Genomic DNA, 24,805 nt, shown 5'->3' with positions numbered 1-24,805 from the left:
AGGCAAGAAAGCCCGCGCCCGCCAAGGGCAAGGCGACCCAATCCAAGGCCGGCGCCGGCCCGGCGATGACAGCCCGTTCGAAGGACGCCAAGCCGGCCTTCGGCAAGGCAGCGCCGAAGAAAGTGGTGCCGACCGCAGCGAAAGCCGCGCCGAAAGCCGCAAAGCCGAAGAAGCCCGCGAGTTCCAGCGACTCCCTGAGCGGCAGTGCGATGCGCACGGCCAAGGCGACGGCCAACGTCGCTGCCGGCGCGGTCATGGTCGCCGCCCGAGGTGCTGCGTCGCTCGCCGCTTCCGTCATGGGCAAAGGCGGTTCGAAGGCCAAAGCGAAGGCCAAATAGCCGCGCTTCGAAGGCTGGCTATCCCTTGGCCGGGATGGTCAGGCCTTTCTGCACCGCCGGCCGCGCCAGGCCGCGCTCCAGCCATGTCGAGACATTGGCGAAATCGTCGAAGCCGACGAGTTCGCGGGCTTCGTACAAGCCGATCAGGTTGCGCACCCAGCCGAGCAGCGAGATGTCGGCGATGGTGTAGTCATTGCCCATGATCCACTTGCGCCCCTTCAGCCTGCCGTCGAGCACACCGAGCAGTCGCTTTGACTCGTCGCGATAGCGCTCCAGAGGGCGTTTGTCGGCGATCTCGCGGCCGGCGAATTTGTGGAAGAAGCCGACCTGGCCGAACATCGGCCCCACCGAAGCCATCTGGAAGAACACCCACTGGATGGTCTCGTAGCGGCGCGCGGCATCGATGGGCATGAGCAGGCCGGTTTTTTCAGCGAGGTAGAGCAGGATGGCGCCGGATTCGAACAGGCCGATCGGCTTGCCGTCCGGACCGTTCGGATCGATGATCGCCGGTATCTTGCCGTTGGGATTGAGCGACAGGAATTCCGGTGTCCAGCTTTCGTTCTTGCCGATGTTGACCAGATGCGGCTCATAGGGCAGGCCGAGCTCCTCCAGGGCGATCGATATCTTCACGCCGTTCGGCGTTGTCGCCGAATAGAGCTGGAGCTGGTCCGGATGCTTGGCCGGCCAACGCGTTGCGATCGGAAAGGCGGACAGGTCTGCCATGGAAACTCCTGAATGGGGTTCGCGCCGAGCGGCGCGGTCTTGGCGGGTCGGCCAAGGATTAGACGCGGCGCACGGCACGATCAATATGGCGGTGAAGGTTCCGTCGTGCACGAACAATCAACGGAATGGTCTGCCTGAGGCAGATCGCGCGCCCCTTAGATCAGACGGCCTTGAAGGCCAGCACGGCATTGGTGCCGCCGAACGCGAAGCCGTTGCTGATCGCGGCGCGCACCTTGCGCTCGCGAGGCACGTTCGGCGTGACGTCGAGGTCGCAATCGGGATCGGCCTCGCGAAAATTGGCCGTCGGCGGCACCATGCCTTCGCGGATCGCCATCACGCAGGCGATCATCTCCAGCGCCCCCGATGCGCCGAGGCAATGGGCGTGCATCGACTTGGTCGACGACACCGAAAGCTTGTAGGCATGGTCGCCGAAGACGCGCTTGATCGCTGCCGTCTCGATCTGGTCGTTGGCCTTGGTGCCGGTGCCATGGGCGTTGAGGTAGTCGACATCCTCGGGATTGAAGCCGGCATCGGCCAGGCAGGCGCGCATGGCCGCTGTCGGCCCTTCGACGGTCGGCGCGACAATGTCGGAGGCATCGGCGGAGAGGCCGGCGCCGGCGACCTCGGCAAGGATGGTGGCGCCGCGCGCCATGGCATGCTCGTAGGTTTCCAGGACCGCCATGCCGGCGCCCTCGCCGAGCGACAGGCCCTGGCGATCCGCCGAGAATGGCCGGCAGGTATCGGGCGCCAGCACGCGCAATGCTTCCCAGCCCTTCAGGATGCCCCAGACCAGCGGCGCATCGGTGCCGCCGGCGACCATCACATCGGCGCGGCCAAGCCTGATCTGGTCGACGGCCGAGGCGATGGCGTGGTTGGAGGAGGAGCAGGCCGAGGTGACGCCGAAGACCGGGCCGCGCAGGCCCAGACTCATGCTGACATGGCCGGAGGCCGCGCTTGGCATAACCTTTGGCACGGTGAAGATACCGGCGCGGTTCTTGCCCTCGACCAGGATGGCGCGATAGCTCTCTTCGATCGCCTCCCAGCCGCAGACGCCGACACCGACGACGGTGCCCATCCGATAGGTGGTGGCTTCATTCGAAACCAGGCCGGCCTCCTGCATGGCTTCTCTGGCTGCGATGGTCGCCAGCAGGCTGAAGCGGTCCATCGACACGGTCTGCTTGCGGTCGATTCCGTGATCGGGAAGCGCCTTGATTTCGCAGCCGACCTTGACCTTCAAATCATGCAGTTGGGGACTTGTGATCTGGCCGATGGCCGAGCGGCCGGCGCGCATCTCGTTCCAGATCGCGGGCGCGCTGGTGCCGAGCCCGCAAATGCCGCCCATGCCGGTGATGACAACGCGCTGCCGCATTCAGTTCAGGCTTTTTTCGCGATCAGCGCGCGCACAGCTTCGACCATGTCGCCGACGTTCTTCAGATTGCTCCAGGCGTCGACCGTGTTCATCTCGATCTCGATGCCATACTCTTCCTCAAGATCGAAGATAATCTCCGTCAGCTCGAGCGAATGGATGCCAAGCGAGGTCAATTCGGTGGTGGTGGTGATTTCTTCGCCGCCCGGCTCGGCATGAGCCTTGATCTTCGCGATGATATCCGTTGCCAGCTGGTCGGCCATTCGGTTCCTTCCCCACTATCTCGACGTTTCCCGACGCCAACTGAGCAGCGCCCCTTTTTCTCCTGGTATCAAGCCGTCGTCGTCGTTTAATGCCTCCGCCAAGCGCAGCATGACCGTACCAAGGTGGTTCCCTCTATAGAAACCGAAACGTTGTCAAGCAACAAGCTATATCGAACTCCATATCGACAAAGCCGACGGAGTGCTTAACGTGCAGGCATGGATATGGGCGAACCTAGCGGCGAACATGACGGGATTTCGACGCAGCGCGTTGCGGGCGTCGCGCGGCTTTCCTGCGCGCTCAGTGAGGGCCGCACGCGCCTGCGGCGCCTCTATCAGGACGGCGCCGCCAAGATAAGGATGCCGGCCGTCTCGGCCGATCCGTTTGAGGCGGTGCTGATCAACACCGCCGGCGGGATGACCGGCGGCGACCGTATCGCCTGGGAGGTGGATGTCGGCGCGGCCGCTTCGGCATCGATCACCACGCAGGCCTGCGAGAAAATCTACCGGGCCGCGTCCGACCGTGCCGAAGTGCGGGTCAATTTGTCGGTCGGCGAAAATGGCCGGATCGCCTGGCTGCCGCAGGAAACCATCGTCTTCGACCGGGCGGCCTTTGCCCGCACGCTCGACGTCGAGCTTGCCGTCGGCGCCGAGGCGCTGGTGCTGGAAGCCGCCGTCTTCGGCCGCCTGGCGATGGGCGAACGCGCCACGCAGGGCAACTTCCATGACCGCTGGCGTGTGCGCCAGGATGGCGCCCTCATTCATGCCGAGGATTTCCGCATCGGACCCGATATCGCCGCCACGCTCGACCGCCCGGCGGTTGCCGGCGGCGCGATCGCGGTGGCGACGCTGCTTCTGGTGTCGCCACGCGCCGAGGCCCTGCTCGACCGGGTTCTGGAGATCGTCGGCGAACACGGCAGCGCCAGTGCCTGGAGCGTGAAGAAATCTGGCAAGCTTCTTGCGAGGCTCTACGCCGGGGACGGCTACCGGCTGCGCCAGCGGCTGGTTCCACTCGTCGAATTGCTCAACGGAAGGGCGGGGTTGCCCAAATTATGGTCACTATAGGCCTGTCTCTACCAATCCAGGGAAACGCATGAACCTGACGCCGAGGGAAAAGGACAAGCTGCTGATCGCCATGGCGGCGATCGTGGCGCGCAAGCGGCTCGAACGCGGCGTCAAGCTCAACCATCCGGAAGCGATCGCGCTGATCACCGACTTCGTCGTCGAAGGCGCCCGCGACGGCCGTCCGGTCGCCGAACTAATGGAAGCCGGCGCTCATATCGTCAGCCGCGCGCAAGTCATGGAAGGCATCGCCGAGATGATCCATGACGTGCAGGTCGAGGCGACTTTTCCCGACGGCACCAAGCTGGTGACCGTGCACGAACCGATCCGTTGAGGAGGACAGGATGCTGGAGCTGCGTCCCAACTGCGAATGCTGCGACAAGGACCTGCCGCCGGAGGCGACGGATGCGCTGATCTGCACCTTCGAGTGCACCTTTTGCGCCGGATGCGTGGAACAGGTGTTGGGCGGCATCTGCCCCAATTGCGGCGGTGGTTTTTCGGCGCGGCCGATCCGCCCGCCAGCGATGCTGAAGAAATATCCGGCGTCGAGCAGACGCGTTCTCAAGGCTGAAGGCTGCGGTCCCAGCAAGGCGGCGTAAACACCAGACCGAGCAAAACGAAAGGCAAACAGATGATCCCCGCCAAACGCCTCTGCCTGTCGGCGATCCTGCTGCTGGCCGCTGCCATGCCGGCCTATGCTCATGTCGGCATCGGCACGGCCTCCTCCTTCACGGCCGGCTTCATGCACCCGCTTTCCGGGCTCGATCATATGACGGTGATGGCCGCAGTCGGGCTGTGGGCGGCGCTCAAGGGCGGCAAGGCGGTTCTTGCCTGGCCGGCGGCCTTTGTCTGCGTCATGCTGGTCGGCGGCGCGCTGGGTATGCTGCACATGCCGCTGCCCTTCGTCGAACCGGGCATACTGGCATCGGTCGTGACGCTCGGGCTGCTGGTGGCGCTGGCGATCGATCTGCCGGTCTCGGCCGGGGTCGCCATCATCGGCCTGTTCGCACTTTTCCACGGCCACGCGCATGGCACCGAGGTGCCGGAGAATGCCGGCGGGCTTGAATACATGGCCGGCTTTGCCATCGCCACGCTGTTGCTGCATGCCGCCGGCATCGCTGCCGGTCTCAGTCTCGGCATCCGGTTCCGTGGAGTGGCCCGTGCTGCCGGTGCCGCCTGTGCGGCGATCGGCATCGGTCTCGCCTTCGGCATCGTGTGAGGGCGACCATGATCCCCGGTGAAATCATCACGGTGGGCGGCGACATCGAGCTCAACAAGGGCCTGCCGACCGTCACCCTGAAAGTCGCCAACAGCGGCGACCGGCCGGTCCAGGTCGGCAGCCACTACCATTTCTTCGAGACCAATGAGGGGCTGAAATTCGACCGCGAGCGCGCCAGGGGCATGCGCCTCGACATTGCCGCGGGCACGGCCATGCGTTTCGAGCCGGGCCAGGAGCGCGATGTCACGCTGGTGCCGCTCGGCGGCAAGCGCGAGGTCTACGGATTTCAGCAGAAGGTGATGGGCAAGCTGTGAGATCTCAAGCTGTGAGATCTTTCGGCGCGCTCAGCTCAGTTCGATGGCTTGGCCGCGGCGTAGATGACGATCTTTCCGGGATCGTCGAATTCGACGGCAAGGACATCCTGCGCCTGCACGCGCTGCGATTCGATGGCGTTGAACAGCAGCGCGTTGGCTTCGATCTCCTTGCGCAGCTCGGTGATGTCGTCCTGATGCTGCTTGACCTTGCTTTCGATCTCCGGCGGCGGGCCGCCTTCGCTGCGCGCGGCGTCGGTGAGGAACACGATGTCGACCTTGTCGAGCTTGGACGTCTTGCGTACCGTACCGATGTTTTCACGCGTGCGGTCGATCGCCGTGTTGACGTTTGCGGCCTCAGTGGTGGCCTTGGTCTCTTCCTGCTTGACCTGCGAGCCGACGATGCGGTTGACGGTCTCCGTGCTTTCCAGCCCTTGCGCCTTCAATCCGGTAGCCGGACCGGCAGCCGCCAGGAACGCCATGGCGGCGACTGCCTGCATTCTGGTCGAGAAAGTGATCGCCATCGCTCGCTCCTGAGAGAAATCGTTTCGGGGCGCGGGTTAGCGCGAAAAGAACAAAACGAATCCCGCCCGGCGAAGGTTCCTTTCCCGATGCGGCCGGCCGGCCGGATGCCGGCCCGCCGTGCCGTGGCGTCAGCTCGCCTTCTTGGTGATCAGGGTCAGTGCGCCATTGGGTTCCATACTGGCCGCGACCACCTGCGCCGAGGTCATTCCCTTGGCCTCCAGCGCCGACTTCACCTTGGGCGTGGCGTCGATCGAGCTGCGCAGTTTCTTCAAGCCGTCATCGCCGCGCTGGGCGATCACCTGGTTGACCTGCGTCTGGGTGTCCTTTGGCAGCTCCGTGATGTCGACGATGTTGACGCTCTGGATCGTCGGCACCGCCGGCTGAGCCTGGGGCGTGGCTGGAGCAGGCGTTGCCGGCGCCGGAGTGGGCTGTGGCGCGGGTTGCTGCTGGGCACTGGCGGCGCCAGCCAGCATCAGGCTGGCAGCTGCGGCAAGAATTATCGTTTTGCGCATGGATTTTCCTTTCCATCGATTGGCAAACGGTCGGTCTGGGGTGACCCCCTAACCTCAACCGCCAAATGGGATCAGAAGGTGTCGCCCAGCGGGTCATTGCGTGACCATAGGATGGCAGCAATGTGCAGCCGCGCTTCAATCCAACCGCATTTCGGCAAACCGCATTTCGGGAGCAATCGCTGATGGCCAGAATTACCCGCGCCGCCTACGCGCAGATGTATGGCCCGACGGTCGGCGACAAAGTGCGCCTTGCCGACACCGAACTGTTCATCGAGGTCGAGAAGGATCTCACCATCCATGGCGAAGAGGTGAAATTCGGCGGCGGCAAGGTGATCCGCGACGGCATGGGCCAGAGCCAGGTTTCCAGAGCCCAGGGCGCCGTCGACACGGTGATCACCAACGCACTGGTGATCGATGCCAGCGCAGGCATCTTCAAGGCCGATATCGGGCTTCGCGACGGCCGCATCGCGGCCATCGGCAAGGCCGGCAATCCGGACACGCAGGATGGCGTCACCATCATCATTGGTCCCGGCACCGAGATCATCGCCGGCGAGGGCAAGATCCTGACCGCAGGCGGCTTCGACGCGCATATCCACTTCATCTGCCCGCAGCAGATCGAGGAAGCGCTGATGTCAGGCATCACCACCATGCTCGGCGGCGGCACCGGTCCGGCGCACGGCACGCTGGCCACCACCTGTACGCCGGGGCCATGGCACATGGCCCGCATGATCCAGTCCTTCGATGCCTTCCCGATGAACATCGGCCTGTCGGGCAAGGGCAATGCCTCCCTGCCCGCCGCGCTTGAGGAAATGGTGCTGGGCGGCGCCTGCTCGCTGAAGCTGCACGAAGACTGGGGCACGACGCCGGCGGCCATTGATTGCTGCCTGTCGGTCGCCGACGACTACGACGTGCAGGTGATGATCCATACCGATACGCTGAACGAATCCGGCTTTGTCGAGAACACGGTCGCCGCCATCAAAGGCCGCACCATTCATGCCTTCCACACCGAGGGTGCCGGCGGCGGCCACGCACCTGACATCATCAAGGTCTGCGGCCTGCCCAACGTCATCCCGTCCTCGACCAACCCGACGCGGCCCTACACGGTCAACACGCTGGCCGAGCATCTCGACATGCTGATGGTCTGCCATCATTTGTCGCCGTCGATCCCTGAGGACATCGCCTTTGCCGAAAGCCGCATCCGCAAGGAGACCATCGCGGCGGAAGACATTTTGCACGACATCGGCGCCTTCTCGATCATCTCGTCGGATTCGCAGGCCATGGGCCGTGTCGGCGAAGTCGCGATCCGCACCTGGCAGACCGCCGACAAGATGAAGCGCCAGCGCGGCTCGCTGCCGCAGGAGACCGGCAACAACGACAATTTCCGCGTCCGCCGCTACATCGCCAAATACACGATCAACCCGGCCATCGCGCATGGGCTGTCGAAAGACATCGGCTCGATCGCGGTCGGCAAGCGCGCCGACCTGGTGCTGTGGAACCCGGCCTTCTTCGGCGTCAAGCCGGACATGGTGCTGATCGGCGGCATGATCGCCGCAGCGCCCATGGGCGACCCCAACGCCTCGATCCCGACGCCGCAGCCGATGCACTACCGGCCGATGTTCGGCGCCTATGGCAAGGCCAGGACCAACTCGTCGGTGACCTTCGTTTCAAAAGCCGCGCTCGAATCAGGCCTGCACGGCAGGCTCGGTGTCGACAAGCAGTTCGTCGCCGTCGAGAACACCCGCGGCGGCATCGGCAAGCATTCGATGGTGCTCAACGACGCCACGCCGCATGTCGAGGTCGATCCGGAAACCTACGAGGTGCGTGCCGACGGGGAATTGCTCACCTGCGAGCCGGCTACCGTGCTGCCGATGGCGCAGAGGTATTTTCTGTTTTAGGATTGCTGCGCCCACGACGTATCGGACCCATCATGGACGAGCAAAAGAAACTTGCCTTAATTTCGAGGATGGGCGCGCTGCAAAAATACAACGGCGGCATTGCCCCACTCTCCATGCCGCTTGTTACATTGGAAGAATATTTCGATGGGGCTCAAGGCGAAGCCGGATTGCTGTGCAACAGCCCGGAGGCACCGAACAATGATACGGTTCTGGCTACATTTCAGTCGATACGGAAAAAGCCCGAAGTTCACGATGTCCGGATAGCGATCGTGCAGTGCGATGATGGAGAATGGCCATTCTCTGACAAAGTCGTCATTACAACGCGCGCCAGCGAAGAACATGTGATTGGCTGGCTGCCATCAGGCTTCGAGCCGGACGAAACCTGGGAAGGAGATGTCGATCACCTGCCCGCCGAGCAGATTGAAGTTCCGGCCGGCTACCGAAAGCTGTGGCTTTGGTATGATTAGCCGAAATTGTCGAAGCAGCTGGTAAGACACACGAATGGCCACCGAAATCGCTTCCGCCCACGACATCTTCCCGCACATCCGCATCGTCATGGGCATGGTGATCGGGCTTGGCGTCGCCCGCCTGCTGTCGGGGGTGGCGCGCATCGTCCAGCATCCCGGCCAGTACAAGCTCTATCCCGTGCATCTGGCCTGGGTCGTCTCGGTGCTCCTGATGCTGGTGCATTTCTGGTGGTGGGAGTTCGGCCTCTACGCCATCGAAACCTGGACCTTCGGCAAGTACCTGTTCATCATCTTCTACGCGATCACGCTGTTCCTGCTGTGTGCGCTTTTGTTTCCCGATTCGATGCTGGACTACACCAGCTACGAGGATTTCTTCTATTCGCGCCGTGCGTGGTTCTTCGGCCTGCTGGCTGCGACCTACCTGCTCGACGTGGTCGACACGCTGCTGAAGGGGCCGGAGCATTTCGCCCGCTTCGGCAGCGAGTATCTGTTCCGCACGCCGGTCTTCGTCGCGCTCTGCATCATCGCGATCCTGGTGCGCGACCGCCGCTTCCACATCGCCTTCGTCACGGCGGCGCTTATCTACCAGATATCGTTCATCCTGCGGCTCTTCGACACCATCGTCTGAACGAACGCGATGGTCTAGCTTGTTGGAGAAAGGCAGGGTTCGACATGTACAAGGCCGTTGGATCGCGCGGATCCCGGGTCAGCCGCGTTCTCTGGATGCTCGAGGAGCTCGGGCAGCCTTATGAATTGGTCGAGGTTCATCTGCGCTCACCGGAAGCCTATGCGCTCAACCCATCGGGCAAGGTGCCGATCCTCATCGACGGCGAGCTGACGGTGACGGATTCGGCGGCGATCTGCGTTTATCTAGCCGACAAGCATGCCGACAAGGACATGGGCGCCAACCCGGGCGTCGCGGGCCGTGCCGAGATGGATTCCTGGATGCATTTTGCCCAGAGCGAGTTGGAAGCGCCGCTGTGGAACAAATTGCGCCATCGCTTCCTGCTGCCTAGGGATGTGCGCGTCGATGTCGGTCCTGCGGCGGCTTACGATTTTGCCTCGGAACTGAAGGCGCTGGAGCGGCGGCTGGGCGACAAACCGTTTGCGCTCGGCGATCGGTTTTCCGCTGTCGATGTGCTGCTCGGCGACATGGGCGGCTGGGCTCGCGCCGGCCGATTCCCGATCGACTCCGAGCGCGTCAACGCCTATTTCGACCGCGTGCTGGCACGGCCCGCCCGTGCACGGGCGCAAGCAAATGGGGGATCCATGAAATGAAGCTCAACCTCAACACCGACTTCACCAAATTCCCGCGGGCCGTCTCCGTACTGTCCGCCGGCAACGCCGGAACCACGCTACCGTCCGGCCGGGCCATTCTCGCCCATGACGAGCGGCATTTGCGCCGCCGCGCCATCGAGCTTGCCGACGGCAGCAAGGTGCTGGTCGACCTGCCCGAACCCGTCGCCTTGAACGATGGCGACCGGCTGGTGCTGGAGGATGGCGGCCATGTCGAGATCATCGCGGCGCCGGAAGAGGTCTATGACATCCGCGCCCGCGACGGCGTGCATCTGGCCGAGCTCGCCTGGCACATCGGCAACCGCCATCTCGCAGCAAGCATCGAGGCCGGTCGCATCCTCATCCTGCGGGACCATGTTATCAAGGCGATGCTGGAGGGGCTCGGCGCCACGGTGGCCGACGTTTCCGAACCGTTCAAGCCGGTGCGCGGCGCCTATTCCGGGCATGGCGGGCAAAGCCACGATCACGGCCATGCGCATGCCCACAGCCACGCCGAAGCGCACAGCCATTCTCATGACGAAGCGCATACCCATTCGCACAGTCACGCCGGCCATCACCACGATCATGGCTGACCAGCCTTCGAACATCGCCCTGCTGCGGCTGATGGCGTGGCTGTCGCCTGCCTTTCCGGTCGGCGGCTTTTCCTACAGCCATGGTCTCGAGCGCGCGGTGCATGACGGGCTGGTTGCCGATGCCGGGAGCCTGGCCGGCTGGCTGGAAACGCTTGTCGAGATCGGTTCGGGCTGGAACGACGCCGTGCTGTTCGCCGAGAGTTGGCGCCGCGCACGCCACGCCGGTGATCTCGATGAAGTGGCGGCACTCGCCGAGGCGCTGGCCGGCTCGCGCGAACGCCATACCGAAACCATGCTGCAGGGTGCGGCCTTCCTCAAAGCGGCGGCAGCCTGGCCAAATCCGGTGCTGAAACGGCTGCCGGCTGAATGCGCCTATTGCGTCGCCGTCGGCGCTGTTGCCGGCGGCAATTCAATTGCGCTTCAGGATGCGCTGTCAGCCTTCCTGCAAACCTTCTTCTCCAACCTCGCCCAGGCGGCGATCCGGCTTGGCATCGTCGGCCAGAGCGGCGCGACCACGTTGTTAGCCGGCTTCGAGCCGCTGGCGCTGACGACCGCAGCCCGCGCCGCGCGCTCGACACTGGACGATCTCGGTGGCTGCGCCTTCGTCTCCGATGTCATGGCGATGAAGCACGAAACCCAGTATTCGCGGCTGTTCCGCTCATGACTTTTCTCGCCTTCGCGCTCTCCCTTGTTCTGCTGCTGATCACCGCGCTGCATGTCTATTGGGGTCTTGGCGGCATCTGGCCGGGCCGGGATGCGGCCTCGTGCGCTCGCGCCGTGGTCGGTTTTCGCGGTGTCGATGAGATGCCGTCGCCGTTCGCCAGTTTCGCCGTTGCCGCGTGCCTGTGCCTGGCGACACTATGGCCGCTGGCGCTCGAAGGCGTCTTTGCTTCACCCTTCCCAAAGCAGGGCCTCGCCGCCACTTCGCTGCTCATCGGCCTAGTGTTCCTGGGTCGCGGCATAGCCGGCTTCACGCCATGGTGGCGGCGGCTGGCGCCGGAACAACCTTTCGCGCGGCTCGATGTCCGCTATTATTCGCCGCTCTGCCTGTTGATCGGGCTCGGCTTTGCCATCCTCGCCATCACGGAGTTTCCGACATGACACAGACAAATGGCCCGCTGCGCATCGGCATTGGCGGCCCGGTCGGTTCGGGCAAGACGACGCTGACCGAAAAACTGTGCAAGGCGTTGCGCGACGAGTTTTCCATCGCCGTCGTCACCAACGACATCTACACCAAGGAAGACGCCATGATGCTGGCGCGGCTGCAGGCACTGCCCGAGGACCGCATCATGGGTGTCGAGACCGGCGGCTGCCCGCACACCGCCATCCGCGAGGATGCGTCGATCAATCTGCAGGCAATCGCCGAAATGAACAGGAAATTCCCGGATCTCGACATCGTCTTCATCGAATCCGGCGGCGACAATCTTGCCGCGACCTTCTCGCCTGACCTCGCCGACCTGACGCTCTATGTCATCTCGGTTTGCCAGGGCGAGGAGATTCCGCGCAAGGGCGGGCCGGCGATCACCCGCTCCGATTTCCTGGTGATCAACAAGAGCGATCTTGCTCCTTACGTAAACGTCAATCTCGATGTCATGGAGAGCGACGCCGGCCGCATGCGCGGAAAACGGCCGTTCGGCTTCACCGACCTGTCGCGCGGCAAGGGGCTGCAGGAGGTGATCGATTTCATCATCGAGCATGGCGGCCTGCGGGCCAGCGGTGCCGCTGCCAGCACGGCAGCGTGAGACAGCTATCCCTGCACCAACCAAAACCGGTTGCGGACATGGGCTGGCCACGGCATTCTTGCCGAAACCGGAGGATTTTAGGATGAGCCTTGCCCGTCTGCAAAAGGAAACGCTGACCAACCTGCCCTACTATGAGGAGCGCGTCGATCTTGCCTGCGCCTTCCGCTGGACGGCACGGCTCAACATGCATGAGGCGGTGGCCAATCACTTCTCGCTGGCCGTCAATGATGGCGGGACACAGTTCCTGATGAACCCCAACCAGGTGCATTTCTCGCGCATCAAGGCGAGCGACCTTCTGATGATCGATGCCAACGATCCAGAAACGCTCTCCGGCCCCGATGCGCCCGACCCAACGGCGTGGGGACTGCATGGCGCCATCCATCGCAATGTGCGCCACGCGCGCTGTGTCATGCATGTCCATTCGATCCACGCCACGGTGCTGGCATCGCTCGCTGACTCGACACTGCCGCCGATCGACCAGAATTCAGCGATGTTCTTCAATCGCCATGTCGTGGACGCGCATTATGGCGGGCTGGCCTTCGAGGAGGAGGGCGAGCGCTGCTCGCAGCTTCTCGTCGATCCCAAGGTCAAGGTGATGGTGATGGGCAATCACGGCGTGCTGGTCATCGGCGACACGGTCGCCGATGCCTTCAACCGCATGTTCTATTTCGAACGCGCCGCCGAGACCTACATCAAGGCGCTGTGGACCGGCCGCCCGCTGCGCACGCTTTCCGACGCGATCGCAGAAAAGGCCGCGAGCGAGATGGACGACTATCCCGGCCAGGCCGAACGCCATCTCAGCGAGTTGAAGGCGATCCTCGACGAGCAGGAACCGGTTTACCGGAATTGAGGACCCTTCTCCCCGTCACTATACGGGGAGAAGGTGCCGGCAGGCGGATGAGGGGCGGCGCAAGCCCCGAAAGTGTGGGACGAACCAAAACTCGGCCTGACCGTGATCTCAATACGCCATGGAAAGCGCCTTCATTGTCAATCGCGGCGCCGCCCCTCATCGCCCTGCCGGGCACTTCTCCCCGTATAGTGACGGGGAGAAGGACGCTCTTATTCGCCGGTTTCGCCAATCATCGACGTCGCAGGAAGAGCCACCCACTTTCCCCAAGCTTAAAGCCCCAGTTCAGTCCGCAATTCCTCGGCGCTGTTGATGACGACGGCGCCGGGCGGGCCTTCCATCGGCTTTTCCGGCCAGAAGATCGTTTTCATGCCCGCCGCCAGTCCCGCCATGGCGCCCGGCCAGCTGTCGTCGATCGCCACGGCGTGCGTAGGGTCGACATCGGCCAGATAGGCGGCGCGCAGGAACGGCTCGGCATGCGGCTTGCCTTCGCGCACATCGTTGCGGCTGATCGTCTTCATGCCGGGGTAGATCAGGCCGACCATGCTCAGATTGGCGTCGACGATCATCCGGTCCGAATTCGAGACCACGGCCTGCTGGATGCCTCTTGCACGCAGCTCGTTGAATATCTCGATCGCGCCCGGGCGCGGCTTCAGCCCCTCGACCAACGGCAGATAATGCTCGTATTTGCGCACGATCCAGTCGTCGAAAGGCAGGTCCAGGCCGAACTCGTCGCGCATCATCTCGTAGACCGGCCAGGCGGCGACACCGAGCACGCGCTCATGCAGATCGTCCGGCGGGACAAGGCCGACATTGCGCATCGCCGCCATCAGGGCTGCTTCGTGCAGCGGTTCGCTGTCGACCAGCGTGCCGTCCATGTCCCAGAAAACCGCTTTCGGCATCATGTGAGGCTCCTTTTTGCCATCCCTTAAAGGGTTTGAGCCGGGAGATAAACCTTCGGAGCACAAGAACCTGCCGCCTGCCGGGACCGCGGCCAAGTCTCTTTGGCGACACAGGCAAAAAACTGGGCCGTGCCTACGCCGATCGACAGCAAGCAATTGCTCCCGAGATTGACAATTGCGCAGCAGGCCGTTCCCTGCGAAAGTGGGCATGGGCCGCTCTCATGACCGGCGGTCTCGGGAGGCAGGACTTTGAATAGCCGGCAGGATGGTGGCAGCAACAGGCTGGACGATGCGGCGCGCGCCGGCTGGCTTTATTATGTTGCCGGCAACACACAGGACCAGATCGCTTCGACGCTCGGCATTTCGCGGCAAACGGCGCAGCGGCTGGTATCGCTGGCGGTGTCGGAGGGCTTGATCAAGGTTCGCGTCGACCATCCGATCGCCAACTGCCTCGATCTGGCGGCACGGCTGAGATCGCGCTTTGCGCTCGATCTGGTCGAGGTGGTGCCGAGCGACCCCAATTCGTCCTCGACCACGATCGGCATCGCCGAAGCGGCTGCCGCCGAGATCGAGCGGCGGCTGCGGTCACCGACCCCGATCGTCATGGCGATCGGCACCGGGCGCACGCTGAAGGCGGCGATCGAGCAGTTGCCGCCGATGGAATGCCCGCAGCACAAGGTGGTGTCGTTGACCGGCAACATCTCGCCGGACGGCTCGGCAGCCTTCTACAACGTCATCTTCACCATGGCCGACAGGGTCAAGGCGCGCTCCTTCCCGATGCCGCTGCCGGTCATCGCCTCGTCGCCGGAGGAGCGCGAGATGCTGCTCAACCAGCCGATGATCCAGCCGACGCTTGCGCTTGCCGCCGAGGCCGACGTCACCTTCATCGGCATCGGCGATCTCGGCCCCAAGGCGCCGCTCTACGAAGACGGCTTCATTTCGGAGAGCGAATTGAAGGCGCTGCAGAAGGCCGGCGGCATCGCCGAGATCGTCGGCTGGGTGTTCGATAGGGAGGGCCGCATGATCGAGGGCATCACCAACGACCGGGTGTCGTCGGCGTCGCTTCCGTCACGCGAGAAATCACTGGTCATCGCACTGGCCATGGGCGAACGAAAGCTGCCAGGCATCCTGGCGGCCGCGAACCGGCGGCTGATCAACGGCCTCATCACCGATGAACGGACCGCCGCCGCCCTGCTGGCCAACATCTGACCGGAACCACAACTGATTTGCGATAAAACCAACCGCGCTAGCTGTGCCGCCCGAAAGGGTCATTGCCATCGAGAAAACCGAGATCGCGCTGCAGATGCGGCGACAGGTCCCTGATGTCGAGATGTGCTCGTCTTTTGGCCGCGAACCAGCCGAATCCATCCGTCAGCCACGAAAACCAGCGGTGATCCGGTGCGGGAGTGCATTTTTGCTGCGCCATGGTCATGATCGTCAACCTTCGCTATCCTGAACCCGAATGACGGGTTGACTAGGAATGTCGGTCTTGACGGCAGTCTTTGCCAATCGAACGTCGATAAGGACCCATAAGGAGGCTTTATGCCGGACCTCAGCTCTCGGCAGGTTGCACAGCTTCCGCCGCTGCAGGCGATCCGGGTGTTCGAAGCGGTGGCGCGGCATCTTTCCTTCACCAAGGCCGCCAGTGAACTTGCCATGACGCAAGCGGCGGTCAGCTATCAGATCAAGGTGCTGGAGGAACGGGTCGGCGCGCCGCTGTTCCTGCGACGACCACGCCAGATCGCACTCACCGAGGCTGGACAGCGCCTCGCGCCGGCGGTCAGCGAGGCCTTTGCCATTCTCGGTCAGGCCTATGCCGCGGCGCGTGGCGGGGCCGACGGCTTGCTGTGCGTCACGACGGTGCTGACATTCGCCTCGAACTGGCTCGCGCACCGGCTGGGGTCGTTCCAGATCGCCCATCCAGCGCTGGCGGTGCGGCTCGAAACGTCGAGCCGCCTGACCGACTTTGCCCGCGAGGATACCGATATCGCCATCCGCTCGGGCGGCGGCAAATGGCCGGGCCTGGAGGCGCACAAGCTGCTCGATGCCGACTTCACGCCGATGCTGAGCCCGAAACTCGCGGCGACCATCGGCGGCGTCAGGGAACCGGCGGACCTGTTGCGGCTGCCGATCCTCGATCCCGGCGACATCTGGTGGACGCAATGGTTCGAGGCTGCCGGCGTGCATTCGCACGATCTTGCCAAGCGGCCCGGCAGCAGCATGGGCGCGCAGGCCTATGAGGCCAATGCGGCGATCGCCGGTCATGGCGTCGCGGTCCTGACCAGGGCGCTGTTCAAGGCGGAACTTGCCGACGGGCGCCTGATCCAGCCTTTCGATCTGGTTGGCGACGACGGCCATGCCTATTGGCTGGTCTACCCCGAAGCGCGCCGCAACGTGCCGAAGATCCGTGCCTTCCGCGACTGGCTGCTGGCCGAGATCGCCGGCTGACCGGCAAGCTTTCGGGCTGCGCCTGGTTCTCGCAGATCTATCCGCTGCTGCCTCACTGTATCCGGCCGGGATGATTCTCGCCCTGGCAATTTCCGCTCGTCCCGGCCTGCGGTGTCGCCCGGGTGCTGCGCTGCAGCATCGAATCCGACTTGACATAATTCACGCCAAGTGAGTAATTGCCCAAAGCCAAGGCAAATGCTCATCTTGGTTCAAGGGAGGAATTTGATGAAACTTCGCACGCTCACCCTGGGCTTGTTGTCGGCCAGCACGCTTGCGTTCGCCGCACATGCCGAATCCATCACCATCGCCACCGTCAACAATGGCGATATGGTCCGCATGCAAAAGCTGACCGAGGACTTCACCAAGGCGAACCCCGACATCCAGCTCAACTGGGTCACGCTCGAAGAAAACGTGCTGCGCGAGCGCGTCACCACCGACATCGCCACCAAGGGCGGCCAGTACGACGTGATGACCATCGGTACCTACGAGGTTCCGATCTGGGCCAAGCAGAGCTGGCTGCTGCCGCTCGACAAGCTCGGCGACGACTACGATGCCAAGGACATCATCCCCGCCATCGCAGGCGGCCTTTCGGTCGACGGCAAGCTCTATGCCGCGCCCTTCTACGGCGAAAGCTCCTTCGTCATGTACCGCAAGGACCTGATGGAGAAGGCCGGGCTGAAGATGCCCGACGCGCCGACCTGGGACTTCATCAGGCAGGCCGCCGACAAGATGACCGACCGCGCCAATGGCGTGAACGGTGTCTGCCTGCGCGGCAAGGCCGGCTGGGGCGAGAACATGGCCTTCCTGACCGCCATGTCGAACTCCTTCGGCGCGCGCTGGTTCGACGAGAACTGGAAGCCACAGTTCGATCAGCCGGAATGGAAGAACACGCTGCAGTTCTATGTCGACCTGATGAAGGCCGACGGCCCCGAGGGTGCGTCCTCCAACGGCTTCAACGAAAACCTGGCGCTGTTCCAGCAGGGCAAATGCGGCATGTGGATCGACGCCACCGTCGCTGCGTCCTTCGTCTCCGATCCCAAGGCATCGCAGGTCGCAGACAAGGTTGGATATGCGCTGGCACCCGACAATGGCCTGGGCAAGCGCGGCAATTGGCTGTGGGCATGGTCGCTGGCGATCCCCGCCGGGACGCAGAAAGCCGATGCCGCCCAGAAGTTCGTCTCCTGGGCGACCAGCAAGCACTATGCCGAACTGGTCGCTTCGAAGGAAGGCTGGGCCAACGTTCCTCCGGGCACGCGCTCCTCACTCTATGCCAATGCCGAGTACCAGAAGGCGGCTCCGTTCGCCAAGATGACGCTGGACTCCATCAACGCCGCCGACCCGACGCATCCGACCGTCAAGCCGGTGCCCTATGTCGGCGTCCAGTTCGTCGCCATCCCCGAGTTCCAGGGACTTGGCACCACGGTCGGCCAGCTCTTCTCGGCGGCTCTTGCCGGCCAGTCGAGTGTCGACGATGCGCTGAAGCAGGCCCAGGACGCTGCCACCGCGGCAATGACCGAAGGCGGATACATCAAGTAAGGCTCCTCCCGGTGCCGACTGCCGGTCGCCTCCTTGACCGGCAACGGCCGCCCGAATTCCCAGTTCGGGCGGCCGCCTTTAACGCCTTTTGAAAATTCAGTCTGACCAGTGAAGGGTGACGTCATGGCTACTCAGCAGACCCGTTCGCTTGCCCGTTTCATGATGGCGCCATCCGTGGTGCTGCTGTTCGTCTGGATGATTGTGCCGCTGGTCATCACCATCTGGTTCTCTTTCCAGCAATACAATCCGCTCAATCCGATCCGCGACGGCTTTGTCGGCTTCTCGAATTACGCGTTGTTCTATTCCAACCCGGCCTTCCTGCAGTCGATCCTCAACACGCTCACATTGGTGGTCAGCGTGCTCCTGATCACGGTGATCGGCGGTATCCTTCTGGCGCTGCTGATCGATCAGCCGATGTGGGGCCAGGGCATCGTGCGCATCCTGGTCATTTCGCCGTTCTTCGTCATGCCGCCGGTGGCCGCATTGGTGTGGAAGAACATGATCATGCACCCGCAATATGGGGTGTTCGCCGACATAGCGCGCTTCTTCGGGGCCCAGCCGATCGACTGGTTCGGGCAGCATCCGATGCTGGCGATCATCATCATCGTCGCCTGGCAATGGCTGCCTTTCGCCACGCTCATTCTCTTGACCGCGCTGCAGTCGCTCGACGGCGAGCAGAAGGAAGCCGCCGAGATGGACGGCGCCGGCTTCATCAGCCGCTTCATCTATCTGACGCTGCCGCACATGTCGCGCGCCATCACGGTCGTCATCCTGATCCAGACGATCTTCCTTCTCTCCGTCTATGCCGAGATCCTCGTCACCACCAATGGCGGCCCGGGATACGCCTCCACCAACCTGCCCTTCCTCGTCTACCAGAAGGCGTTGCTGGAGTTCAAAATCGGCCAGGCATCCGCCGGCGGTGTGATCGCCGTCATTCTCGCCAACATCGTTGCCTTCTTCGCCATGCGCGCCGTCGGCAAGAACCTGGACAAGTAAGGGAGGCTACGATGGCACGCTCAGTCACCACCCAGCACAAGACGATTGCGACAGTTGCCGCCTGGATCGTCGCCCTGCTGATCTTCTTCCCGATCCTCTACACGATCATCACCTCGTTCAAGTCGGAGCAGGAAGCCATCCAGGGCTTCAGCATCATCCCGTCGGGAACGTTCGAGAGCTATGCCGAGGTTCAGGCGCAGAGCGGCTACTTCAAATTCTTTTTCAACTCGGTGCTGCTCTCGGTCGGCTCGACCATCCTGGCCCTGCTCGTCGCCATACCGGCGGCATGGTCGATGGCCTTCTCGCCGACCAAGCGGACCAAGGACATCTTGATGTGGATGCTGTCCACCAAGATGATGCCCGCGGTCGCGGTGCTGTTCCCGATCTACCTGATCTTCCGCGACACAGGACTGCTCGACAGCCGGATCGGCCTGATGATCATGCTGATGCTGATCAATCTGCCGATCGTGGTGTGGATGCTCTAGACCTACTTCCGCGAAATACCGGGCGAGATCCTGGAAGCGGCACGCATGGACGGCGCGTCGCTGTGGAACGAGATCGTCTATGTGCTGACGCCGATGGCGGTGCCGGGCATCGCCTCGACGATGCTGCTCAACATCATCCTAGCCTGGAACGAGGCGTTCTGGACGATCCGGCTGACGACGACGGAAGCAGCACCGCTGACCGCCTTCATCAGCTCGTTCTCCAGCCCGCAAGGCCTGTTCTGGGCCAAGCTCTCGGCCGCCTCGACACTGGCCATCGCGCCGATCCTGATCATGGGCTGGTTCAGCCAGAAGCAGCTGGTGCGCGGCCTGACATTTGGTGCGGTCAAATAATTGATGGCGCGGTGAAGTAACGGAATTGCCCGAAGCAATCGGCAGAAATAACCCCTCGGGGAGGAAATCATGGGAAACATCACGCTCAAGAACGTCTCCAAATCCTTCGGAGCGACGTCCATCATCCCCGGTCTCGACCTGGTGATCGAGAATGGCGAGTTCGTCGTCTTCGTCGGCCCGTCGGGTTGCGGCAAGTCAACGCTGCTGCGGCTGATCGCCGGGCTCGAGGACACCAGCGGCGGCTCCATCAACATCGACGGCCGCGACGTCACCGGCGAGGCACCGGCCAAGCGCAAGCTCGCCATGGTGTTCCAGTCCTATGCGCTCTATCCGCACATGACGGTGGCCAAGAACATCGGTTTCCCGCTGAAGATGGCCGGCGAGGACAAGGCGACCATCGACAAGAAGGTGGGAGACGCCGCGCGCGTGCTCAACCTGACCAACTATCTCGAACGCAGGCCCGGCCAGCTTTCCGGCGGCCAGCGCCAGCGCGTCGCCATCGGCCGCGCCATCGTGCGTCAGCCGACCGCCTTCCTGTTCGACGAACCGCTGTCCAATCTCGATGCGGCACTGCGCGGCACCATGCGGCTGGAGATCAGCGAGCTGCACCATCAGCTCAAGACGACCATGATCTACGTCACCCACGACCAGGTCGAAGCCATGACCATGGCCGACAAGATCGTCGTGCTGAACGCCGGCAACATCGAGCAGGTCGGCTCGCCGATGGAGCTCTACAAGACGCCGAAGAACCTGTTCGTCGCCGGCTTCATCGGCTCGCCGAAGATGAACCTGATCGAAGGCACGCCGGCTGCCAAAAACGGCGCCAAGACCATCGGCATCCGTCCCGAACACCTGGAGATCTCGACCACAGCGGGCGAATGGAAGGCGGTCGTCGGCGTCGCCGAGCATCTCGGCTCCGACACCTTCCTGCATGTCCAGGCCGATGGCGTCGGCCCGCTGACGGTGCGCGCCGACGGCGAACTCGGCGTCCATCATGGCGACACCATCTATCTGACGCCCGACAAGGCCAAGCTGCATCGCTTCGGCGCCGACGGGAAGGCAATCTGAACATGCGGCTGGCCGGCAAATCCGCGCTGATCACAGGTTCGGCCCGCGGCATCGGCAGAGCCTTCGCCGAAGCCTATGCCGGCGAAGGCGCCACCGTCGCCATAGCCGACATCAATCTCGAGGCGGCGGAGAAGACGGCCGCCGAGATCGGCGGCAAGGCCTATGCGGTCAAGCTCGACGTCACCGACCTCGCCTCCATCGAGGCGGCGGTGAAAGCCGTCGAGACGAAGACCGGTGGCCTCGATATCCTGATCAACAACGCCGCTCTTTTCGATCTGGCACCGATCGTCGAGATCACCAAGGCAAGCTACGATAAATTGTTTTCCGTCAATGTCGCCGGCACGCTGTTCATGCTGCAGGCAGCCGCCCGCTCGATGATCGCCGCTGGCCGGGGCGGCAGGATCATCAACATGGCGAGCCAGGCCGGACGACGCGGCGAGGCGCTGGTCGGCGTCTATTGCGCCACCAAAGCCGCCGTCATTTCGCTGACACAGTCAGCGGGGCTCGACCTGATCAAGCACCGCATCAACGTCAACGCGATTGCCCCTGGCGTCGTCGACGGCGAGCACTGGGATCACGTCGATTCGCTGTTCGCCAAATATGAGAACCGGCCGAAGGGCGAGAAGAAGAAGCTGGTCGGCGAGGCAGTGCCGTATGGCCGCATGGGCACGGCGCAGGACCTCACCGGCATGGCGGTTTTTCTCGCCAGCAGCGACGCCGAATACATCGTCGCCCAGACCTACAATGTCGATGGCGGCCAGTGGATGAGTTGAGGGCGGGGGACGGCCTCTGCTCCTCGTCCCTCCGCGGGGAGCAGAGGCCGACATCAGCGGGCGCGTAGCCAGTGCCACCCCTTATCCTCTCCCCAACCGGGAGAGGAGCGTAACGAAGGCCTAGATTCGGCCAAAGGGTAAAACAGATGACCGTGAAACTCTCGTCCTCAAACCTCTCCAAACTGCCCGCTGAGGTCGCCGGCCCGAAGTATGACCGCGCGACATTGAAGGCCGGCATCGTGCATTTCGGAGTCGGCAATTTCCATCGCTCGCATCAGGCCGTCTATCTCGACGATCTGTTCAATTCGGGCGTCGGCCATGACTGGGCACTGATCGGCGCCGGCGTGTTCGACGGTGAAAAGATCGGCCGCGGCAAACTGGAAGAGCAGGACTGGCTGACCACGGTGGTCGAGCAGGACAGCGGCCATATGAGCGCCCGGGTCACCGGCGCCATGATCGACTTCCTGATGCCCGGCGATGCGGCCGGCATCATCGAACGGCTGGCCGACCCGGCGATCAAGATCGTTTCGCTGACCATCACCGAGGGCGGTTATTTCATCGATCCGGCATCCGGCGTGTTCAACCCGACCCACCCCGACATCCTCGCCGATGCGCAGCCCGGCGCGACACCGAAGACGGTGTTCGGCATCATCCTTGCCGGGCTGGTGCGGCGGCGCGATGAAGGCACCGTGCCGTTCACGGTCATGTCGTGCGACAACATTCCCCACAACGGCCATGTCACCTCGGACGGCGTCATCGGCCTGGCCCGTTTGATCGACGAGGATCTGGCGAACTGGGTCAGCGAGCATGTCGCCTTCCCGAATGGTATGGTCGATCGCATCACGCCGGCGACCACCGACCGCGAACGCGGCATCCTCGCCAAGGACTTTGGCCTTGAGGACAACTGGCCGGTGTTCTGCGAGCCGTTCCGGCAATGGGTGCTGGAGGACCATTTCACCGGCGGCCGGCCGCCGCTGGAAAAGGTCGGCGTGCAGTTCGTCAAAGACGTTGCGCCCTACGAATTGATGAAGATCCGCATCCTCAATGGCGGCCACGCGACGATTGCCTATCCGGCCGGCCTGATGGACATCCATTTCGTCCATGAGGCGATGCAGGAGCCGCTGGTGAGCGGGTTTCTGGCCAAGCTCGAACGGGAGGAAATCATTCCGACCGTGCCGCCGGTGCCGGACACGGTCCTGGAAGATTATTACCAGCTCATCGAGAGCCGCTTTTCCAATCCCAAGATCGGCGACACGGTGCGCCGGCTCTGCCTCGACGGCTCCAACCGCCAGCCGAAATTCATCATCCCGACCATCGCCGACCGGCTGAAGGCCGGAAAGAGCGTCGCGGGCCTGGCGCTGGAATCGGCGCTATGGTGCCGCTACTGCTTCGGCACGACGGATAGCGGCGCCGTCATCGAGCCCAACGATCCGAGCTGGGGCCGGCTGCAGGCAACGGCAAAAGCGGCAAAGGATGCTCCCGCCGCCTGGCTTGCCATGGAGGACATCTATGGCGATGTCGGCCGCGCGACGGCGTTTGTCGAGGCCTTCGCCCATGCGCTCAACGTGCTGTGGGCGAATGGCGCGCGCGCGACGCTGACGCGCTACCTCGCCGGCAAGCTCTGAGAGCCATTCTCGGCCATGACGCCTGAACTGGTCATCTTCGACTGCGATGGCGTGCTGGTCGACAGCGAGGCGCTCTCCGTCTCGGCGCTGCTCGGCATGGTCAAAGTCGCCGGCGGCAGCGTCAGTGAGGATGCCGCCTACGAGCATTTCCTCGGCAGGAGCATGAAAAGCGTGCGCGAGATCCTCGGCCGCGACTTCGGGCTCGATATCACAGACCTGCACCTGACCGAGATGCGCGTCGAACTGATGCGCAAATTCCGCGAGGAGCTGAAGCCGATCGCCGGCGTCAAGAAGATACTGCCGAAGCTTGGGCTGCCGTTCTGTGTCGCGTCCTCGGGCACGCTCGACCGCATCCGCTACGCGCTCGACGTCACCGGATTGCTTGGGCTGATGGAGCCGCACCTGTTCAGTGCCACCATGGTGGCCAAGGGAAAGCCGGCGCCGGATCTGTTCCTGCATGCCGCCGCCAGCATGCGGGCTCATCCGCGCAAATGCCTCGTCGTCGAGGACAGCCCGGCCGGCATCATTGCTGCGCGCGCGGCGGGGATGCGCGTGTTTGCCTTCACCGGCGGCTCGCATGCCGGCAACCCGACCTTGAAAGCGCGGCTTGCGTCGAGTGAGCCGGACTTTATATTCGCTGACATGCTGCAATTGCCCGATCTGATTGCAGGCCTGGGAGCGAGAGACAGAGCATCTTGACGAAACAGTTCGTTTGCGCGGTCGATGTCGGCACCGGGAGCGCTCGCGCGGGCATTCTCGACACCACAGGCACCTTGCTCGGCCGCGCCGAGCGGCCGATCGCCATGAACCAGCCGAAGCCCGATCACGCCGAGCATGATTCGCGCGATATCTGGTCGGCCGTCTGCACCGCCGTGCGCGCTGCCCGCGAAAAAGCCGGTGTCGAGCCTGAGGACATTGTCGGCATCTCCTTCGATGCCACCTGTTCGCTGGTGGTGCGCGACCGGCAAGGCGGCCAGCTCAGCGTCTCGGTCACCGGCGACAAGCGCTGGGACACCGTCGTCTGGCTCGACCACCGCGCCATCGCCGAGGCCGACGAATGCACGGCAAGCGGCCACGCCGTGCTGAATTACATCGGCGGCGTCATGTCGCCGGAAATGGCGACGCCGAAGCTGATGTGGCTGAAGCGCAATTTGCCGCGGACGTGGAATGAAGCCGGCTATTTATTCGACCTGACCGATTTCCTGACCTGGCAAGCGACGGGCTCGCTGGCCCGCTCGCAATGCACGCTGACCGCCAAATGGACCTATCTGGCGCATGAAAGCCGCTGGGACGAGGCCTATTTCCGCACCATCGGACTAGGGAGCCTGGCCGACGAGGGGTTCGCGCGCATCGGCACGCAGATCGTGCCGGCGGGTGGCGCACTTGGCGGCGGGTTGACCGCGCAGGCGGCTGCGGACCTTGGCCTCGTCCCCGGCACCGCGGTAGCGGCCGGTCTGATCGATGCGCATGCCGGTGGCGTCGGTAC

The 24,805-nt window shown here is 63.6% G+C and carries 31 protein-coding genes and 1 pseudogene; 25 read left to right on the top strand and 7 right to left on the bottom strand.

Features of this window, described 5'->3' with window-relative positions; all coding sequences use genetic code 11:
• Window positions 1-338, top strand: a 338-nt coding sequence (locus EN964_RS02625) for a hypothetical protein (protein WP_127276148.1), incomplete at its 5' end; no start/stop codon positions are given.
• A gap of 18 nt (window positions 339-356) precedes the next feature.
• Here the strand turns inward: EN964_RS02625 and EN964_RS02620 are convergent.
• The 3 genes from EN964_RS02620 to EN964_RS02610 form a co-directional block, all read right to left on the bottom strand.
• The gene (locus EN964_RS02620; protein WP_127267259.1) at window positions 357-1,061 is read right to left on the bottom strand and encodes a glutathione S-transferase N-terminal domain-containing protein; all 705 of its coding nucleotides are present in this window, start codon (window positions 1,059-1,061) and stop codon (window positions 357-359) included.
• A gap of 160 nt (window positions 1,062-1,221) precedes the next feature.
• Entirely contained in the window at window positions 1,222-2,430 is a 1,209-nt protein-coding gene (locus EN964_RS02615; RefSeq protein ID WP_127273593.1) for a beta-ketoacyl synthase, read from the bottom strand.
• Between the two features lie 5 nt (window positions 2,431-2,435).
• Window positions 2,436-2,690 carry an acyl carrier protein gene (locus EN964_RS02610; protein WP_013528393.1) on the bottom strand — a complete coding sequence of 85 codons (255 nt, stop codon included), beginning with the start codon at window positions 2,688-2,690 and terminating at the stop codon, window positions 2,436-2,438.
• Window positions 2,691-2,912: 222 nt separating this feature from the next.
• Between EN964_RS02610 and EN964_RS02605 the strand changes: the two genes are divergently transcribed.
• The 5 genes from EN964_RS02605 to EN964_RS02585 are packed head-to-tail and all read left to right on the top strand — an operon-like array spanning window position 2,913 to window position 5,282.
• Entirely contained in the window at window positions 2,913-3,752 is an 840-nt protein-coding gene (locus tag EN964_RS02605; protein ID WP_127269529.1) for an urease accessory protein UreD, read from the top strand.
• 28 nt (window positions 3,753-3,780) lie between these two features.
• The gene (locus tag EN964_RS02600; protein ID WP_127269528.1) at window positions 3,781-4,083 is read left to right on the top strand and encodes an urease subunit gamma; all 303 of its coding nucleotides are present in this window, start codon (window positions 3,781-3,783) and stop codon (window positions 4,081-4,083) included.
• Between the two features lie 10 nt (window positions 4,084-4,093).
• Window positions 4,094-4,348, top strand: coding sequence for a DUF1272 domain-containing protein (locus tag EN964_RS02595; protein ID WP_127269527.1), 255 nt, complete (start codon window positions 4,094-4,096; stop codon window positions 4,346-4,348).
• 32 nt (window positions 4,349-4,380) lie between these two features.
• Window positions 4,381-4,968 carry a HupE/UreJ family protein gene (locus EN964_RS02590; RefSeq protein ID WP_127269526.1) on the top strand — a complete coding sequence of 196 codons (588 nt, stop codon included), beginning with the start codon at window positions 4,381-4,383 and terminating at the stop codon, window positions 4,966-4,968.
• 8 nt (window positions 4,969-4,976) lie between these two features.
• Entirely contained in the window at window positions 4,977-5,282 is a 306-nt protein-coding gene (locus EN964_RS02585) for an urease subunit beta (RefSeq protein ID WP_127269525.1), read from the top strand.
• Window positions 5,283-5,317: 35 nt separating this feature from the next.
• Here the strand turns inward: EN964_RS02585 and EN964_RS02580 are convergent, their stop codons facing one another.
• Window positions 5,318-5,803 carry a hypothetical protein gene (locus tag EN964_RS02580; protein ID WP_127269524.1) on the bottom strand — a complete coding sequence of 162 codons (486 nt, stop codon included), beginning with the start codon at window positions 5,801-5,803 and terminating at the stop codon, window positions 5,318-5,320.
• A 129-nt stretch (window positions 5,804-5,932) separates the two neighbouring features.
• The gene (locus EN964_RS02575; protein ID WP_127269523.1) at window positions 5,933-6,316 is read right to left on the bottom strand and encodes a hypothetical protein; all 384 of its coding nucleotides are present in this window, start codon (window positions 6,314-6,316) and stop codon (window positions 5,933-5,935) included.
• Between the two features lie 182 nt (window positions 6,317-6,498).
• Between EN964_RS02575 and ureC the strand changes: the two genes are divergently transcribed.
• The 9 genes from ureC (at window position 6,499) to EN964_RS02530 (ending at window position 13,138) form a co-directional block, all read left to right on the top strand.
• Entirely contained in the window at window positions 6,499-8,211 is a 1,713-nt protein-coding gene (gene ureC, locus EN964_RS02570) for an urease subunit alpha (protein WP_127271601.1), read from the top strand.
• Between the two features lie 32 nt (window positions 8,212-8,243).
• Window positions 8,244-8,678 carry a hypothetical protein gene (locus EN964_RS02565; RefSeq protein WP_127272482.1) on the top strand — a complete coding sequence of 145 codons (435 nt, stop codon included), beginning with the start codon at window positions 8,244-8,246 and terminating at the stop codon, window positions 8,676-8,678.
• A 34-nt stretch (window positions 8,679-8,712) separates the two neighbouring features.
• On the top strand, window positions 8,713-9,306 hold the full coding sequence (locus EN964_RS02560; protein WP_127268405.1) for a hypothetical protein: 594 nt from the start codon (window positions 8,713-8,715) through the stop codon (window positions 9,304-9,306).
• A gap of 44 nt (window positions 9,307-9,350) precedes the next feature.
• Window positions 9,351-9,956, top strand: coding sequence for a glutathione S-transferase family protein (locus EN964_RS02555; RefSeq protein ID WP_127268406.1), 606 nt, complete (start codon window positions 9,351-9,353; stop codon window positions 9,954-9,956).
• The gene (gene ureE / locus EN964_RS02550; protein ID WP_127268407.1) at window positions 9,953-10,546 is read left to right on the top strand and encodes an urease accessory protein UreE; all 594 of its coding nucleotides are present in this window, start codon (window positions 9,953-9,955) and stop codon (window positions 10,544-10,546) included. Before EN964_RS02555 ends, ureE begins: the two co-directional genes overlap by 4 nt.
• Window positions 10,539-11,210 (top strand): urease accessory protein UreF, encoded by a 672-nt coding sequence (locus EN964_RS02545; protein ID WP_164748834.1) that lies wholly within the window; start codon window positions 10,539-10,541, stop codon window positions 11,208-11,210. Before ureE ends, EN964_RS02545 begins: the two co-directional genes overlap by 8 nt.
• Window positions 11,207-11,647 carry a DUF3995 domain-containing protein gene (locus EN964_RS02540; RefSeq protein ID WP_127268408.1) on the top strand — a complete coding sequence of 147 codons (441 nt, stop codon included), beginning with the start codon at window positions 11,207-11,209 and terminating at the stop codon, window positions 11,645-11,647. Before EN964_RS02545 ends, EN964_RS02540 begins: the two co-directional genes overlap by 4 nt.
• Window positions 11,644-12,288 (top strand): urease accessory protein UreG, encoded by a 645-nt coding sequence (gene ureG, locus EN964_RS02535; RefSeq protein ID WP_127268409.1) that lies wholly within the window; start codon window positions 11,644-11,646, stop codon window positions 12,286-12,288. The genes EN964_RS02540 and ureG overlap by 4 nt, the downstream gene beginning before the upstream one ends.
• An 82-nt stretch (window positions 12,289-12,370) precedes the next feature.
• Window positions 12,371-13,138 carry a class II aldolase and adducin N-terminal domain-containing protein gene (locus EN964_RS02530; protein WP_127268410.1) on the top strand — a complete coding sequence of 256 codons (768 nt, stop codon included), beginning with the start codon at window positions 12,371-12,373 and terminating at the stop codon, window positions 13,136-13,138.
• 269 nt (window positions 13,139-13,407) lie between these two features.
• Here the strand turns inward: EN964_RS02530 and EN964_RS02520 are convergent, their stop codons facing one another.
• Window positions 13,408-14,040 carry an HAD family phosphatase gene (locus EN964_RS02520; protein WP_127268412.1) on the bottom strand — a complete coding sequence of 211 codons (633 nt, stop codon included), beginning with the start codon at window positions 14,038-14,040 and terminating at the stop codon, window positions 13,408-13,410.
• 246 nt (window positions 14,041-14,286) lie between these two features.
• Between EN964_RS02520 and EN964_RS02515 the strand changes: the two genes are divergently transcribed.
• The gene (locus EN964_RS02515; protein WP_127268413.1) at window positions 14,287-15,246 is read left to right on the top strand and encodes a sugar-binding transcriptional regulator; all 960 of its coding nucleotides are present in this window, start codon (window positions 14,287-14,289) and stop codon (window positions 15,244-15,246) included.
• Between the two features lie 37 nt (window positions 15,247-15,283).
• Here EN964_RS02515 and EN964_RS02510 read toward each other — a convergent pair whose 3' ends face one another.
• Window positions 15,284-15,469 (bottom strand): hypothetical protein, encoded by a 186-nt coding sequence (locus tag EN964_RS02510; RefSeq protein ID WP_127268414.1) that lies wholly within the window; start codon window positions 15,467-15,469, stop codon window positions 15,284-15,286.
• A gap of 110 nt (window positions 15,470-15,579) precedes the next feature.
• On the opposite strand from EN964_RS02510, the gene gcvA reads away from it, so the two are divergent.
• The 9 genes and pseudogenes from gcvA to EN964_RS02465 all read left to right on the top strand — a co-directional run.
• The gene (gcvA, locus tag EN964_RS02505) at window positions 15,580-16,485 is read left to right on the top strand and encodes a transcriptional regulator GcvA (RefSeq protein WP_127272481.1); all 906 of its coding nucleotides are present in this window, start codon (window positions 15,580-15,582) and stop codon (window positions 16,483-16,485) included.
• Between the two features lie 225 nt (window positions 16,486-16,710).
• Window positions 16,711-18,021 (top strand): sugar ABC transporter substrate-binding protein, encoded by a 1,311-nt coding sequence (locus tag EN964_RS02500; RefSeq protein WP_127268865.1) that lies wholly within the window; start codon window positions 16,711-16,713, stop codon window positions 18,019-18,021.
• A 123-nt stretch (window positions 18,022-18,144) separates the two neighbouring features.
• A complete protein-coding gene (locus EN964_RS02495; RefSeq protein ID WP_013528414.1) occupies window positions 18,145-19,017 on the top strand; it encodes a carbohydrate ABC transporter permease in 873 nt (290 codons plus the stop codon).
• An 11-nt stretch (window positions 19,018-19,028) separates the two neighbouring features.
• Window positions 19,029-19,853 (top strand): annotated as a pseudogene (locus tag EN964_RS02490) (carbohydrate ABC transporter permease).
• A gap of 69 nt (window positions 19,854-19,922) precedes the next feature.
• Window positions 19,923-20,921, top strand: a complete 999-nt coding sequence (locus EN964_RS02485; RefSeq protein WP_127272484.1) for an ABC transporter ATP-binding protein — start codon at window positions 19,923-19,925, stop codon at window positions 20,919-20,921.
• A gap of 2 nt (window positions 20,922-20,923) precedes the next feature.
• Window positions 20,924-21,694 carry an L-iditol 2-dehydrogenase gene (locus EN964_RS02480; RefSeq protein WP_127268861.1) on the top strand — a complete coding sequence of 257 codons (771 nt, stop codon included), beginning with the start codon at window positions 20,924-20,926 and terminating at the stop codon, window positions 21,692-21,694.
• A gap of 146 nt (window positions 21,695-21,840) precedes the next feature.
• A complete protein-coding gene (locus EN964_RS02475) occupies window positions 21,841-23,319 on the top strand; it encodes a mannitol dehydrogenase family protein (protein WP_127272483.1) in 1,479 nt (492 codons plus the stop codon).
• A 15-nt stretch (window positions 23,320-23,334) separates the two neighbouring features.
• On the top strand, window positions 23,335-24,018 hold the full coding sequence (locus tag EN964_RS02470) for an HAD family hydrolase (RefSeq protein WP_127268441.1): 684 nt from the start codon (window positions 23,335-23,337) through the stop codon (window positions 24,016-24,018).
• Window positions 24,015-24,805: FGGY family carbohydrate kinase (locus tag EN964_RS02465; RefSeq protein WP_245490625.1), on the top strand; the 791-nt coding region annotated here is incomplete at its 3' end. The genes EN964_RS02470 and EN964_RS02465, both read left to right, overlap by 4 nt.

The organism is Mesorhizobium sp. M7A.F.Ca.CA.001.10.2.1 (genome assembly GCF_003998575.1).
Lineage (GTDB): Bacteria > Pseudomonadota > Alphaproteobacteria > Rhizobiales > Rhizobiaceae > Mesorhizobium.
This window is presented reverse-complemented; position numbering and strand designations above follow the sequence as displayed.